11 protein-coding genes are annotated in these 13,886 nt (G+C 68.6%); 4 read left to right on the top strand and 7 right to left on the bottom strand.

What is annotated here, in order from left to right:
* Positions 1 to 71: 71 nt before the first annotated feature.
* Together AMYAL_RS0113675 and AMYAL_RS0113670 are read right to left on the bottom strand one after the other, a co-directional pair.
* Entirely contained in the window at positions 72 to 827 is a 756-nt protein-coding gene (locus AMYAL_RS0113675; protein ID WP_026467048.1) for a DUF4253 domain-containing protein, read from the bottom strand.
* Between the two features lie 644 nt (positions 828 to 1,471).
* Positions 1,472 to 3,118 (bottom strand): DNA repair helicase XPB, encoded by a 1,647-nt coding sequence (locus AMYAL_RS0113670; protein ID WP_020631872.1) that lies wholly within the window; start codon positions 3,116 to 3,118, stop codon positions 1,472 to 1,474.
* An 86-nt stretch (positions 3,119 to 3,204) separates the two neighbouring features.
* Between AMYAL_RS0113670 and AMYAL_RS0113665 the strand changes: the two genes are divergently transcribed.
* Positions 3,205 to 3,840: an LppU/SCO3897 family protein gene (locus tag AMYAL_RS0113665; RefSeq protein ID WP_026467047.1), complete on the top strand. Its 636-nt coding sequence runs from the start codon at positions 3,205 to 3,207 to the stop codon at positions 3,838 to 3,840.
* Here AMYAL_RS0113665 and AMYAL_RS0113660 read toward each other — a convergent pair.
* The gene (locus tag AMYAL_RS0113660) at positions 3,837 to 4,796 is read right to left on the bottom strand and encodes an ABC transporter substrate-binding protein (RefSeq protein ID WP_020631870.1); all 960 of its coding nucleotides are present in this window, start codon (positions 4,794 to 4,796) and stop codon (positions 3,837 to 3,839) included. The genes AMYAL_RS0113665 and AMYAL_RS0113660 overlap by 4 nt on opposite strands.
* Positions 4,797 to 4,987: 191 nt before the next feature.
* Between AMYAL_RS0113660 and AMYAL_RS0113655 the strand changes: the two genes are divergently transcribed.
* The 3 genes from AMYAL_RS0113655 (at position 4,988) to mdlC (ending at position 10,043) form a co-directional block, all read left to right on the top strand.
* Positions 4,988 to 7,675 carry a sensor histidine kinase gene (locus tag AMYAL_RS0113655; protein ID WP_020631869.1) on the top strand — a complete coding sequence of 896 codons (2,688 nt, stop codon included), beginning with the start codon at positions 4,988 to 4,990 and terminating at the stop codon, positions 7,673 to 7,675.
* Between the two features lie 16 nt (positions 7,676 to 7,691).
* Positions 7,692 to 8,369, top strand: a complete 678-nt coding sequence (locus tag AMYAL_RS0113650; protein ID WP_020631868.1) for a copper homeostasis protein CutC — start codon at positions 7,692 to 7,694, stop codon at positions 8,367 to 8,369.
* Between the two features lie 90 nt (positions 8,370 to 8,459).
* Positions 8,460 to 10,043, top strand: a complete 1,584-nt coding sequence (mdlC, locus tag AMYAL_RS0113645) for a benzoylformate decarboxylase (protein ID WP_020631867.1) — start codon at positions 8,460 to 8,462, stop codon at positions 10,041 to 10,043.
* 228 nt (positions 10,044 to 10,271) lie between these two features.
* Here mdlC and AMYAL_RS0113640 read toward each other — a convergent pair whose 3' ends face one another.
* The 4 genes from AMYAL_RS0113640 to AMYAL_RS0113625 are packed head-to-tail and all read right to left on the bottom strand — an operon-like array spanning position 10,272 to position 13,717.
* Positions 10,272 to 11,141 carry an ABC transporter ATP-binding protein gene (locus tag AMYAL_RS0113640; RefSeq protein WP_026467046.1) on the bottom strand — a complete coding sequence of 290 codons (870 nt, stop codon included), beginning with the start codon at positions 11,139 to 11,141 and terminating at the stop codon, positions 10,272 to 10,274.
* A gap of 22 nt (positions 11,142 to 11,163) precedes the next feature.
* Positions 11,164 to 11,997 (bottom strand): ABC transporter permease, encoded by an 834-nt coding sequence (locus tag AMYAL_RS0113635; protein WP_020631865.1) that lies wholly within the window; start codon positions 11,995 to 11,997, stop codon positions 11,164 to 11,166.
* A complete protein-coding gene (locus AMYAL_RS0113630; protein WP_020631864.1) occupies positions 11,994 to 12,764 on the bottom strand; it encodes an ABC transporter permease in 771 nt (256 codons plus the stop codon). Before AMYAL_RS0113630 ends, AMYAL_RS0113635 begins: the two co-directional genes overlap by 4 nt.
* 8 nt (positions 12,765 to 12,772) lie before the next feature.
* Positions 12,773 to 13,717 (bottom strand): ABC transporter substrate-binding protein, encoded by a 945-nt coding sequence (locus AMYAL_RS0113625; RefSeq protein ID WP_020631863.1) that lies wholly within the window; start codon positions 13,715 to 13,717, stop codon positions 12,773 to 12,775.
* Between the last annotated feature and the right edge of the window lie 169 nt (positions 13,718 to 13,886).

The raw sequence follows: 13,886 nt of genomic DNA, 5'->3' as shown, positions 1-13,886 counted from the left end.
GCTGACTGTGCAGCGTGCGCCGTTCAAGCCGGGATTTTCGCGACGGGGTCACCACCTTCCCTCGGCTGGATTCACGCCCACGAGAACCGCCACCGGCGGGTCTGGACCAGGCCGGCGGCGAACTCGCGCAGATTGCCCGGCTGGCCCGCGAACGCGGGGAGGCAGAACGAACGGTGCTCGGCGGCGACCGTGAGCGCGCGGCCTTGGGTGCGCGGCGGCGCGGCCACCGACAGCTCCATCGAGTCGAAGCCCAGCACCGTCAGGGTCGCGCCGAAGCGGTCTTCCCAGCTGCGCAGGACCGCGGACAGCTCATGGACCTGGTCGGTCGCCTTGATCATGCCCGTCCAGCCGAGGATCGCCGGGATGTCGGCGGGCCGCTCGGTCTGCACCAGCGCGAGCCGGTGCTGCCCGCGCGCGGCCAGAATCGACCCGGTGTTGCCCGCCTCGGCCAGCGGATCCGCCCGGCGCACCGGGCGGCGCGCGAGGCCGGGGAACTTCGCCCCGAACGGGCGCAGGCAGGCGCCGTCGCAGCAAGACGTGTCCCACCAGCGGGCCAGCACCTCGCCAGGGTCCGCCGAGGAGATCCGGTGGTCGGCGGGGGCGAGCCTGCCGCGGTCGTCGATCCAGTCCTCGCCGTTGGCCGCGAACCGCTGGTCGTGCGGGATCAGCACCGGCCACAGCCCGGACCGGTCGAACTCGGCGACGCAGCCGGTATAGCGCTCCGGCCTGGCCAAAGGCAGATCCGAAACCCAGATCCGGCCGTGCCACCGGCCGGGCGGCAGGGTCTGGACGGGCGGCGTACCCGGACGGAACGGTGCGATCGTCATCGGCTTCCCCTCGAACTGGTGTTCGGTCAACTCTACCCGAACACTAGTTCGAAGCACCGACAGTTTTCGATACCCCGTCCGCGGGATTTCGGGTCGGTGCCTCAGGTGCCCCTGACGTCACAGGGGCACCACTTGGTGGCGTTTTGCAGGTCCGTGAAGGCCTCCACGGACCTGCGCTCGCCGAGGTGAAGGCGCCGACACGTCGCGAAAGCCACTTTCGCGACGTCTGATGTCCCGAAAGTGGCTTTCGCGACATGGTCGTCGGGGTATCGCACAGGTCAAGTGGGTCGTGAGTGGCGATTCGAGTTCTGACGGACTCGGATTTACCTACCTACTGGTGCGACTGGTGGTCGAGTGTGGAGGATTCAGGCCGTCGTCACGCCATCTGCCCCCAGGACATGACCGGCACCACCTTGATCAACGGAGGAATGGGGACGGTGAGTGTCCCGGATCCTCCGTTGATCAAGAACCGAGACCGGCGTGAGCCCGTGACGGTGAAGGAATCAGGACGTTCAACGTCCCAAATCCTTCACCGTCGAGCCCGACAGCAGGTAGGCAAGTACCGGTTGGCTCCAAGCCGAATCGCCACTCACGACCACCCCAAGCGATGCAAAGACCGCATCCAGAGGACTGAACGTGTGGGGTCACATGGGGCGCAGCAGGTCGTCCGCGTCCACGATCCGGTACGCGTAGCCCTGTTCGGCCAGGAACCGCTGCCGGTGTGCCGCGTACTCCGTGTCGACGGTGTCCCGCGAGACGACCGAGTAGAAGTGCGCCTGCCGCCCGTCGCCCTTGGGGCGCAACAGCCGTCCGAGCCGCTGGGCCTCTTCCTGCCGCGAGCCGAACGTTCCCGAGATCTGGATCGCGACCGAGGCCTCCGGCAGGTCGATCGAGAAGTTGGCGACCTTCGAAACGACCAGCGTCCTGATCTCACCGCGCCGGAACGCGTCGAACAGTTCCTCGCGCTCCTTGTTCCGCGTCGCGCCCTGGATCACCGGCGCGTCCAGTTCGTCGCCGATCATCTCCAGCTGGTCGAGGTAGGCCCCGATGACCAGGGTCGGCTCGCCCGGATGCCGGTCCACCAGCGATTTGATCACCTTGGTCTTGGTGTCCGCGGTCGCCGCCAGCTTGTACCGCTCCTCGGCCTCGGCCGTCGCGTACGCGAGCCTCTCGGCGTCCGTGAGCGTCACCCGGACCTCGGTGCACTCGGCAGGCGCGATCCAGCCCTGCGCCTCGATGTCGCGCCACGGGACGTCGTACCGCTTCGGGCCGATCAGGGAGAACACGTCGCCTTCGCGCCCGTCCTCGCGCACCAGGGTCGCCGTCAGTCCCAGTCGCCGTCGCGACTGCAGGTCCGCGGTCATCCGGAACACCGGCGCGGGCAGCAGGTGGACCTCGTCGTAGACGACCAGGCCCCAGTCCCGCGAGTCGAACAGGTCCAGGTGCTTGTACTCGCCCTTGGTCTTGCGCGTGACCACCTGATAGGTCGCGATGGTGACCGGCCGGATTTCCTTCTTCTCGCCGGAGTACTCGCCGATCTCCTCCTCGGTGAGCGACGTCCGCGCGATGAGCTCGCGCTTCCACTGCCGTCCGGCGACGGTGTTCGTCACCAGGATCAGCGTCGTCGCCTTCGCGTGCGCCATGGCCGCCGCGCCGACCAGGGTCTTGCCCGCACCGCACGGCAGGACGACGACGCCGGACCCGCCCGCCCAGAACGCCTCCGCGGCCTTGCGCTGGTAGTCGCGCAGCTCCCAGTCGGTCTCCGCGAGGTCGATCGGGTGCGCCTCGCCGTCGACGTAGCCGGCGAGGTCCTCCGCGGGCCAGCCGACCTTCAACAGCGCCTGCTTGAGCCGTCCGCGTTCGGACGGGTGCACGATGACGGTGTCTTCGTCGATACGCGCGCCCAGCATCGGGCTGATCTTCTTGTGCCGGAGGATCTCTTCCAGCACCGCGCGGTCGATGGTCGACATGACCAGGCCGTGCGCCGGATGGTTGGCGATCTGCAGCCGCCCGAACCGGCCCATCGTGTCCACGATGTCGATGAGCAGCGGCTGGGGCACGGGGAACCGCGAGTACGTCGTCAGCGCGTCGACGACCTGTTCCGCGTCGTGGCCTGCCGCACGGGCGTTCCACAACGCCAGCGGCGTGATCCGGTAGGTGTGGACGTGCTCGGGCGCGCGTTCCAGCTCGGCGAACGGCGCGATGGCGATCCGCGCGTCGTCGGCCTGGCTGTTGTCGACCTCGAGCAGGACGGTCTTGTCGGACTGGACGATCAGCGGGCCATCGGTCACATCCTCCTTTATACGTTCCGGCCACACCGGCTCCCGCCGCGGCACCGCTGGTGGAAGGATGTGTGTCAGGTGAGGAGGAGGGGACTTTGACGACTACACCGACCGGCGGCATGCCCGAGTACGACCCGTTCAGTGCGCCCGCGCCGCTGCCCGCGATGACGGACACCGGGATGTCGACGCCGTTCCCGAAGCCGCCGCCGATCAGCGTGCTCGTCAAGGTGTCCATCGTCTTCGGCGTCGTCGTCGCGCTGGGGGTGGGGAGCCTGGTCGCCTGGGGGATCTCGCAGTCGGGCAAGTTCGCCACGGTCGAGGCGGGCAAATGCCTGTACCTGACCGACGAGGCGGGTGGCGCGCAGAGTTACACGACCGCCAGCTGCACGTCGTCCCGCGCGACCTTCCGCATCGACGAGGTGCGCACGGGCTCGTCGGAGTGCCGCGGTTCGGATTACGTCCAGTTCGAGCTGTACGGCAGCAAGTCGAGCAAGAAGGCCGAAAAGACGCTCTGCCTCGCGCTGAACGTCGAGACCGGGGATTGCCTGCGTGACGTCGTGCACGAGACGCGGATCGCGAAGGTTCGCTGCTCCGACATCAGCGCCGAGGCCAAGGCGGTCGTGATGAGGGGATCGTCGGAGAGCGCCTGTTCGTCGGACGACACCTCGCTGCACTACACCGGGCCGCCCGAGCGCACGGTGTGCCTGAGGCCGACCGGCGAGAATATCTAAGAGCGCGGCACCATCGACTGGACGTCGAGCCGGGCGCCGATCATGCCGGAGTTGTGCATCAGGTCGGCGACCCGCTGCAGCCGGATGCCGTTGAGGGAGACCGGGTAGGTCCCGAGCGAGATCAGGGACGCCGTGGTCCGGTCGATGTCGGAGAACGACGGCAGCGCGTCGCGGACGGTGGCCGAGTCGGCGGCCCGCACCTGGGCTTCCCCGAGCACTTTCCGGAACACCGCGAGCGCGCGGGCGTTGCCCTGGCCGAAGGCCCCGGTCGAGACATAGGACGACATCGGGAAGTCGAGCGTCGCGCCGCGGGCGCCGTCGGCGAGGATGCTCGCGCCGAGTTCCTTCTCGGCCCTGGTGATGTACGGCTCGACCATCCACGCGGCGTCGACTTCGCCCGCCTGGAGCGCCTGCGGCATCCGGTCGAACGGGTTCTGCTTGAACTGAATCTTGTTCACGTCCACCCCCGCGGTGCCGAGGACCGAACGGGCCACGAGCACGCCGACGTCGTCGAGCATGTTCACCGCGATCTTCGGCGACTTCTTGAGCGTCGGCTCGGAGTACTCGGAGCCGGGGAGTGTGACGAGCGCCATGGTGTTGCGGCCGGCGGTGTACGCCTCGCCCTGTAGTTGCAACGCCGTCCCGGCCGCGGCGGCGCGGAAGATGGAGACGTCGCTGGCGAACGCCAGGTCGATCTCCCCTGCGGAAAGTTTGCCGATCGCCTGGTCGGCGGGAACATCGACGAGGGTCACGGCGAGACCGGCGGCGGTGAACTTCCCCTCGGCGACGGCGACCCTCAAGGGCGCCGTGTCGAGGGGGCTCCCGACGCCGATGCGAAGTTCCGTCCGTTCGAGTGGCGCGTCGCTGCTTGCGTCACCGTCGGAAAACACTCCGCAACCGGCCGTCGCCAGCAGAGCCGCTACCAGCGGAATCGCCAAGACGCGCATCTTCGTCACCGCTCACCTACCGAGAGAATGTGCTCCTCCTTCTGGATCGTATGGTCCGGGCCCCATACGATCGCGTGCGGGAGACGCCGGATTGCGCGGCTTTCGATCGTTCTCGAACCTTGTTACTCTACAGTAGGTTCGGGCTCTCGTCCCCGATATCAGCCATGGGAAAGGGTCCCGTGGTGGGAAAAGGAAACCAGGTGGCCCGTCGCGACAAGCGTCCCCGTGGGGGCGACGCGGCGGAACGGCACCCTCGCGTCGGTGGACGCTGGCGGCTGCGGAACTGGCACCTGCGTACCAAACTCTTCGTCGTACTCCTGATTCCCGCGCTCGCGGTGGTCGCCCTCGTCGGGCTCCGGGTCGACTCGGATCTGCGGGATGCGCGGCAGCTGGCCGAATTCGCCACCCGCGGCCGGGTCGACAGCACCGTCGCCGAGGCCGTCCATCAGCTCCAGCGCGAACGGGACCTCACCGTCCGGTTCGTCGCCGGCGATCGCAAGGGCGACGTCTCCGAACTGACCGAGCAGCGCAAACGCGTCGACGAGGCCATCGGCACGTTCGACCGCACGCTCGGCGAGAGCAAGAGCAGGCTCGGTGACAAGGCCGCGACCAGTCTCCAGCTGACCAGTGACCGTCTGCGCGTGCTGACCGGACTCCGGTTTTCCGCGGAACACTCGGCTTTTCCCGCCGACGCGGTGCTGCGCTCCTACAGCGAACTGATCTCCGGCCTGCTCGACATCAGTGACTCCACCGCCGCCGACGTATCCGACCCGGATCTGGGGAAGCTCCGGCTCGCGGGCAACGCGCTCGCGCGGATCAAGGACCAGATGTCGGTCAAGCGCGCGATCATGGCGGCCGCGCTCGCCCAGGGCGGCCTCAACCGCGACCGGACCCGCGCGCTGCTCGGCGCGGAGGCCGAACTCGCCGCCGCCCGCAACGACTACCGCACCTTCGCGACGCCCGAACAGCAGCGGATGTACGACGACACGGTGATCGGCCTGATCGTCGACATCGGCAACGACATGGTCGAGTCGGCGCTCATCCGCGCCGAGAACAACCAGGGGCTCGGCGGGCTGGACCCGAACCAGTGGGACACCTCGGCCACGTACACGGTCAATCTGGCCCATCAGGTGCAGCAGGCGCTGCTCGTGCAGCTGCAGGAACGTACGGACACCCTTGCGGCACAAGCGAGAACGTCCGCGATCTGGGACGGCGGCATCGTGCTCGCCGTGCTGGTCGTCGCCGGGGTGCTGTCGGTGATCATCGCGCGTTCGCTGTTGCGGCCGTTGCGGATCCTGCGCCGCAGCGCGCTCCAGGTCGCCGAACACCAGCTCCCGGCCGCCGTCGAAGGCCTCCTCAGCGATCCCGAGCCGCAGCCGGAGAACCTGCGGCGGCGGCTGGCCGTCGCGCCGGTCCCGGTGTTCAGCCGTGAGGAACTCGGCCAGGTGGCGCGGGCGTTCGACGCGGTGCACGGCGAGGCCGTCCGGCTCGCCGGCGAACAGGCCATGCTGCGGGAGAACATCAACGCGATGTTCGTGAACCTGTCGCAGCGGAGCCAGGATCTCGTCGAGCGCCAGCTTTCCGTGCTGGACCGCATGGAGGCCGACGAACAGGATCCCGACACGCTCGCCGGGCTCTTCGAGCTCGACCACCTCGCGACGCGGATGCGGCGCAACAGCGAGAACCTGCTGGTGCTGTCCGGAACCGACGTCGTCCGCGAGGACGGTGGCGCCGTCGTCGCCGACGAGATCGTCGGCGCCGCGCTGTCGGAGGTCGAGCACTACCAGCGCATCGAACTCGGTGCGGCGCCGCGGATCGCGGTACGCGGCGAAGCCGTCAACGATCTCGTGCACGTGGTGTCCGAACTGCTGGAGAACGCGACCCGCTATTCGGATCAGAGCACGATGGTGCAGGTCGAGGGGCACGAGACCGACCGCGGCGAATGGCAGATCGAGATCACCGACCACGGCGCCGGGATGCCGCAGGCGGAGATCGACCGGACCAACACGCGGCTGGCGAACCCGCCGGACGTCGACGTCGAGGTCTCGCGGCGGATGGGCCTGTTCGTGGTCGCGACGCTGGCCGTCCGGCACCGCATCGACGTCCGCCTGCGGTCCGCCGACGGCGGCGGGATCACCGCCGTGGTCGTCGTGCCCGCCGGGCTCATCGTCGAAGCGCCTCGGCCCGCGCCGATGCCGGAACCCCCGCCCGTCGCCGCGGCCCCCGAGCCGGAACCCGAACCGCCGCTGGAAGTCCCGCCGCTGCCCGAACCGGAGGAGAGCGAAGGGGAGTCGCGGTTCGCGCCCGTGCTGGATCCGGGGCCGCTGCGGCGCGCGCCCGTCGTCGAACGGGAGACCCAGCCGGAATGGCCGTCGGCGGACGACGACGCGGCCAACCATCTGGAGCTGGACTCGCCGACCGAGCGGATGCCCAAGTACCAGAGCGTGCTTTCGCAGTGGTTCGACCACGGCGGCCCGCGCGAAGGACCTTCGCCCACCGAGCCAGGCCCGCCTTCCTTGCCGTCGTTCGAGCCGGTGAAGACGGCTGAAGCTTCGGCGGAGAACGCGGAACTCGCGCAGGATCCGGATGAGCCGACCGAACCGGCGCTGAAGCCGGTGGAGCCCCCGGCAGCGAAAGAAGAGACACCGGAACCCGCTTGGCCGACGTCCGCCGAGCTGGAACAGGAGGACGGGGCCGAGGAAACCTGGCCCTTCCTGCCCGCCGTCGTGCCCGAAGCCCGGTCACAGGACGACAGGCCGGAGAAGCCGCGAGGGGAGAGGCCGATACTCTCACTTTCCCCCGAAGCGGTCCGTGAACGGATGACCAGCCTGCAAGGCGGATTCCGGCGCGGTCGCCACGCCAGGGGTGAAGACAACCCCTCGGATTGAGCGAAACGGAAGATCCATGAGTTCGAAAACCGGCCTGCTGGAAGTGATCGCGCTGACCGCGGCGGACGCGGAGCGCGCACAGGAGGGCGGGGCCGATCGTCTCGAACTGGTCAGCGACATGGCCAGCGACGGTCTTTCGCCGTCGGCCGGGACGCTGCGCGACGTGCTCGCCGCCACCGATCTCCCGGTGCGGGTCATGCTGCGCGACAACATGTCCTTCGCCGCCGGTGACCTCGACGGGTTGCGCGCGGACACCGTCCGGCTGATCGACGCGGGCGCGCGGGAGTTCGTCTTCGGGTTCCTGGACCTGGAAAGCGAGATCGACGTCGACGCCTGCGAGACACTGGTCAAGGAGCTCGACGGGCTGCCGTGGACCTTCCACCGCGCCATCGACCGCGCGCGGGACCCGTTGCGCGCCTACGACCAGCTGGCCGCGCTCGGTTGCGACACGGTGCTCGCGGCCGGGCATCCGCACGGTGTGGCGCACGGTCTTTCGGTGCTGCAGCGGCTCGCCCGCCGGACGGACGGGCCGCAGCTGCTGGTCGGCGGCGGCCTGCGGGCGCAGCAGGTGCATCTGCTGCGGGCGGGCGGGGTGCGTGCTTTCCACGTCGGCAGCGCGGTCCGGCCCGGCGGCTGGGAGTCCGATGTGGACGTCGCCGCCGTGCGCGAATGGGCGACCCTGGTCAAGGACTGAGGCGTACGCATGGGGTCAGGTCCAGACCACACACGGTGATATGAGGTTGCATCTTCAACTATCGGTCCGTGACGAGATACCGTGTGCCCCATGGCTACCCGCACCGTACGTGACGCGACCAGGGAACTGCTGCGCGAACTGGGCCTGACCACGGTTTTCGGCAATCCCGGCACGACCGAAATCGCCTTCCTCACGGAATGGCCGGACGACTTCACCTACGTGCTCGCGCTCCACGAGGCGTCCGTCGTCGCGATGGCCGACGGGTATGCCCGCGCCTCGCGACGGCCGGCGCTGGTGAACCTGCATTCCGCGGGCGGCGTCGGCCACGCGCTCGGGCACGTCTTCACCGCGTACCGCAACAACGCCCCGCTGATCATCCTCGCCGGACAGCAGACCAGGTCGCTGCTGCCGGACGACCCCTTCCTCGGCGCCGTCGAGGCGACGAACTTCCCCAAGCCGTACGTCAAGTGGAGCTGCGAACCGGCCAGGGCCGAGGACGTCCCGGCGGCGCTGGCGCGGGCGTATCACATCGCGACGCAGGCGCCCATGGGTCCGGTGTTCGTCTCGGTTCCGGTGGACGACTGGGACGTCGAGACCACGAAACCGATCGTCTCCCGGCCGCCGATCCGCGGCTTCGCGCCCGACCCGTCCGCTTTGGACGAACTGGTGTCCGCCTTGGACGCCGCCGAGCGCCCGGCGATCGTGGTCGGCCCCGGCATCGACGGTGAAGGCGCCGTGCCGGACGTCGTCGCGCTGGCCGAGAAGGTGGGCGCCGGGGTCTGGGCGCCGCCGATGGGCGCGCGCTGCTCCTTCCCCGAGGACCACCCGCAGTTCTTCGGTTTCCTGCAGCCGGAACGGAAAATGCTCGCGAACGCGCTGGTCGAGCACGACCTGGTGGTCGTCATCGGCGCCCCGGCGTTCACCTACCACGTGTACCGGGGCGAGTCGGAGACCGCGCTGCCGCCGCTGTTCCTGATCAGCGACGACGAGCAGATTCTCGCCAGGGCGGCCGAGGGAACCGGGATCCGGTCGACGCCGAAGCTCGCGATCCGCGCACTGCTGGACCGTGCCGCACCCCGTGAGGCGCCGAAGGCCCGCACCCGGCTGGAAAAGCCCGCCGCGGTCACGCCGATCACGCCAGGCTTCGCCTACGCCACGATCTCGGAAATCCTGCCGGACAACGCGATCGTCGTCGAAGAGACGCCGAGCCACCGCAACGAACTGCACGACCACCTGCCGATCAAGTCCACCGACACCGGCTTCCTCACCGTCGCCAGCGGCACCCTCGGCTACGGCCTCCCGGCCGCCGTCGGCGCCGCGCTGGCCCGCCCGGACCGCAAGGTGGTCTCGATCCTGGGCGACGGGTCGAGCATGTACTGCGTCCAGGCACTGTGGACGGCGGCGCAGCACAACCTGCCGGTGACGTTCGTGATCTTCGACAACTCGGAGTACGCAGCCGTGCGCATCCTCGGCGAGGCGGCCGGTGGCGAGAAGGTGCCGGGCGTCGACCTCGGCGGCATCGATTTCCCCGCGCTGGCGAAGAGCCTGGGCCTGGGGACGTCGGTCGTCGAGAAGGCCGAGGACCTCAAGCCGGTGCTGGAAGCCGCGCTGCCGGACGAGCGGCCGCATCTGGTGCACGTCCGCATCGACGCGAACCCGCGCACCCTGTACTGAGAAGCGATCCGTGAAGGCCTCCTTGAGGGACTCAGAGTCCCTCAAGGAGGCCTTCACGGACCTGACGAGACGTTCGGAGTGGGCTGAAGGCGCCTTATGTCCTCAAGGGCCCTTCAGGACGTTGAGCGTCACAAAGGGGGCCTTCAAGACATCCCGGCCCACCCGGCCAGAATGTCCGTGAAGGCCTCCTTCCCTACCCTGAAGGTAGGGAAGGAGGCCTTCACGTACTTAGGACTTGGCGCGGACCTCAGCAGCAGCGTCGGAGGCCGCCTCCTGCTGCGCCAGGTCGTACTCGGCCGCGTCCGAAGCGGCGGCGGCCGCCTCGGGGGCACCGCCGTGCAGCAGCCGCGCCACCTCACCGCGCAGCGTGACGAACTCGGCCGATTCGCGCGTGGTGATCTGGTCCCGGTCCGCGGGCAGCCCGACCGGAAGGTCCGCGACGATGCTGGCAGGCGACTTCGACAGCACCAGCACCCGGTCCGACAGGTAGACGCTCTCGTCGATGTCGTGCGTGACCACGAGAACCGTGCTGCCGTTCTCGCGCTGCACGCGCCGGGTCAGGTCCTCCAGCTCGAACCGCGTCTGCGCGTCGACCGACGCGAACGGCTCGTCCATCAGCAGCAGGGCGGGCCTGCTGGCCAGCGCCCGCGCGATCGACACACGCTGCTGCATACCGCCCGAGAGCTGCCACGGGAACTTCGAGCCGACCCCGGACAGGCCGACCGAATCCAGCGCGTCCTGCGCCCGCGTACGGCGCTCGGAGCGGCTCAAGTTACGCCACCGCAAGGGGAACTCGACGTTCTTCGCGACCGAGAGCCACGGGAACAGCGAGCGGCTGTAGTCCTGGAACACCACGGCGAGGTCGTCGGGAACGCCGGAGGAGATGGCTTCGCCGTGCAGGCTGACCTGGCCGGACGTCGGCTTGATCAGCCCGGCGATGCAGCGCAGCAGCGTCGACTTGCCGCAGCCCGACGGGCCCACGATGCTCGCGAGCTCACCCGCCTCCACGGTGAACGACAGGTCGTTGACCGCGACGTGCGCCTTTTCTCCCGTGCCGTACCGGTGGTTCAGCCCGGAGACTTCGAGCATGGTTGACATCTTGCTGACCCTTCGAGAAGTACTAGATACGGCCGTTGCGGGTGGGCTGCCAGCGAAGCACTCTCTGCTCCACCGCGAGGAAGGCCGCGTTGAACCCGAAGCCGAGGATTCCGAGCAGGACCAGCCAAGACCACATGAGCGGGAAGTCGAACGCCTGCTGGGCGTCCATCAGTGACCGGCCGATGCCGTTGTAGGAGCCGACCAGTTCCGAGATCACCATCAGCAGCAGCGAAATGGACAGGCTCAGCCGCAGGCCCGCGAAGATCTTCGGCCCGGCGGCGGGAAGCACGATCGAGCGCACCCAGTACGACCGCGGGGTCCGGAACGACTTCGCGGTGTCGACCTTCACCTGGTCCACCGACCGGACGCCGTCCACGGTGTTGAGCAGCACCGGCCAGATCGCGCCGAAGATGATCGACCCGGTCTGCATACCCGGCCCGAGTCCGAAAAGGACGATGAAGACCGGGATCAGCGCGGGCGGCGGCACCGAGCGGAAGAACGCGAAAAGCGGGCCGACGTAGTCCATCCCGTGCTTGGACCGGCCCAGCACGACACCCAGCGCGACACCCAGCGCACCGGCCAGCAGCCAGCCGCCGAGTGTGCGGCCGAGGCTCGGCAGGACGTTGTCGAACACGGTGTCGGTCAGGAACAGCTGCGAGGCCGGACCGGTGAACCACAGTTTGGCCGAGCTGGCCACGATTTCGGTCGGCGGCGGGAAGAAGGGGCTTTCCGCGAGCCTGGTCGCGAGCTCCCAGAGCCCGAGCAGGGCGAAGAACAGCAGCCAGTTGCGGACCAGGATGCCGAGGCCCCGGCCGACGCGCCTGCCGACGCGGCTGGTCAGCGTCAGGGTCGTCACGAGACCGCCTCCCGGTCGACCGTGCTCCAGCGGAACGCCCGCCTGCCGATCATTTCGAGCCCGCCGTTGATGAGGAAGCCGAGCGCGCCGACCACCACGGTGCCGGCGAGCACGAGGTCGAACCTGGTGGAACCGGTGCTGGCCTGCATGATGAAGTTGCCGATGCCGAGTTTGGCGCCCGCCAGGAACTCGGTGCTGACCACCGCGATCAGCGCGATGTTGGCGGACAGCCGGACCCCGGTGAACACGAACGGCGCGGTATGCGGCAGCGCCACCGACGTCAGCGTCCGGAACTTGTTCGTGCCGCAGGCCTTCGCGGTCTCCAGCAGCACGGGGTCGATCTCGCCGAGCGCGTAGATCGTGTTGAACATGATGGGCCACAACGACGCGTACACGGCCAGCGTGATCTTCGCCTCGGGGCCGCCGCCGATCAGCAGGAGCACCAGCGGGATCAGCGCGACGGCGGGGATCGGCCGCAGGAACTCGACGACCACCGCGGTCGCGGTGCGCAGGCCGGGGATGCTGCCCAGCAGCAGACCGGCGGGCACGGCGATGGCGACCGCGATGAGCAGGGCGATCGCCCACGCGAGGAACGTGGCGATCAGGTCCCGGATGAACTGAGTCTCCCCGAACTGTTCGAGGATCGTCACGAAGACGACGGACGGCGGGGGGAGGAACTCTTTACGGACCAGGCCGGCCTGGACGATCACTTCCCACAGGAGGAAGAAACCGGCCAGACCGGCCAGGGCACGGAGAAGTCGTGACACCTTTACCTTTATCCAGCTTGAGGGGCGAGCATCGGGGCGGCGTCGAGCTTGGCCGCGATCACGTTGGTCTGCAGCAGCAGATCCGGCACGCGCTGCAGGCGACGGGCGTCCAGGGTGGACCCGAACGTCGGCAGCGTGAGCAGTGACGCGGTTTCAGCGTCGACCCTGGCGTACTTGACGATCATCGGCTCGATCTTGGAACGGTCGGCCGAATCGCGCACGGCCTTGGCCAGTGCGCGTTGGAACGCGGCGAGCGTCTTGGGGTTCTTGTCCACGAAGGACCCGAGCGCGCCGAAGCCCGCCAGCGGGAAGTCCGTGGTGGCGCCGGTGGCGATGTCGACGACCGGGGTGGCACCGACGACCTTGGAGGCCTGGGTCAGGAACGGCTCGGGCAGGTAGCCCGCGTCGACCTGGCCCGAAGAGAGCGCGGCGGCGATGTTCGGCAGCTGCATCGGCACCCACTGGACCTTGCTGGTGTCGACGCCGTGGTCCTTCATCACCGACACGGTGAGCAGGTGGGAGGCGGTGTTCTTGTCGGTGATCGCGATCTTCTTGCCCGCGAGGTCGTTGATCGTCTTGACCGTCGAGGTCGGCACCGTGACGACCGCGTTGCTCTTGGGGCTCGCCGAGACGGCGTCGGCGACGAGCCGGATGTCGGCCGCGCCCTTGCTCTTCGCGACGAAGAACGGCATGTAGGTGGAGAAGGCGATGTCGACCTCGCCACCGATCATCTTGGTCATCGCCTGCTGACCGCTGGGGGCGTCGACCGCTTCGACCTCGAGACCTTCGTTCTTGAAGTAGCCGCCTTCCTGCGCCAGCCGCAGCGGCGCGAGGTCGACGACGGGCAGCAGGGCCACCTTGATCTTCGGCTTCTCCAGAGCGCCGTCACCACCGGACGCCTTGGACGTGTCGTCACCGCCGAGAGCGCCACAGGCGCCCAATGTGGCCAGCATGAGCGCGCTCAGGGCGACGCCGACGGCACTCCGTCCTCTACGTGCACCACTCCTGCTCATGGCGTTTCGAAACAAAGCCAGCTCCTCGGAAACAATGAATCACCGTTTGGGTTTTTTCATCCGTGTCGTGGCTTCATTTCGCCAGGCACGCGGTCACCTTAGAGATTTG

Origin of the sequence: Amycolatopsis alba DSM 44262 (assembly GCF_000384215.1) — a bacterium.
GTDB classification, from domain to species: Bacteria; Actinomycetota; Actinomycetes; order Mycobacteriales; family Pseudonocardiaceae; genus Amycolatopsis; species Amycolatopsis alba.
This window is presented reverse-complemented; position numbering and strand designations above follow the sequence as displayed.

What these genes read in the sequence shown, in the direction of transcription:
- AMYAL_RS0113675 (WP_026467048.1), bottom strand. Translation starts at nt 827, where the DNA reads ATGACGATCGCACCGTTCCGTCCGGGTACGCCGCCCGTCCAGACCCTG.
- AMYAL_RS0113650 (WP_020631868.1), top strand. Translation starts at nt 7,692, where the DNA reads ATGAGTTCGAAAACCGGCCTGCTGGAAGTGATCGCGCTGACCGCGGCG.
- mdlC (WP_020631867.1), top strand. Translation starts at nt 8,460, where the DNA reads ATGGCTACCCGCACCGTACGTGACGCGACCAGGGAACTGCTGCGCGAA.
- AMYAL_RS0113640 (WP_026467046.1), bottom strand. Translation starts at nt 11,141, where the DNA reads ATGTCAACCATGCTCGAAGTCTCCGGGCTGAACCACCGGTACGGCACG.
- AMYAL_RS0113625 (WP_020631863.1), bottom strand. Translation starts at nt 13,717, where the DNA reads ATGCTGGCCACATTGGGCGCCTGTGGCGCTCTCGGCGGTGACGACACG.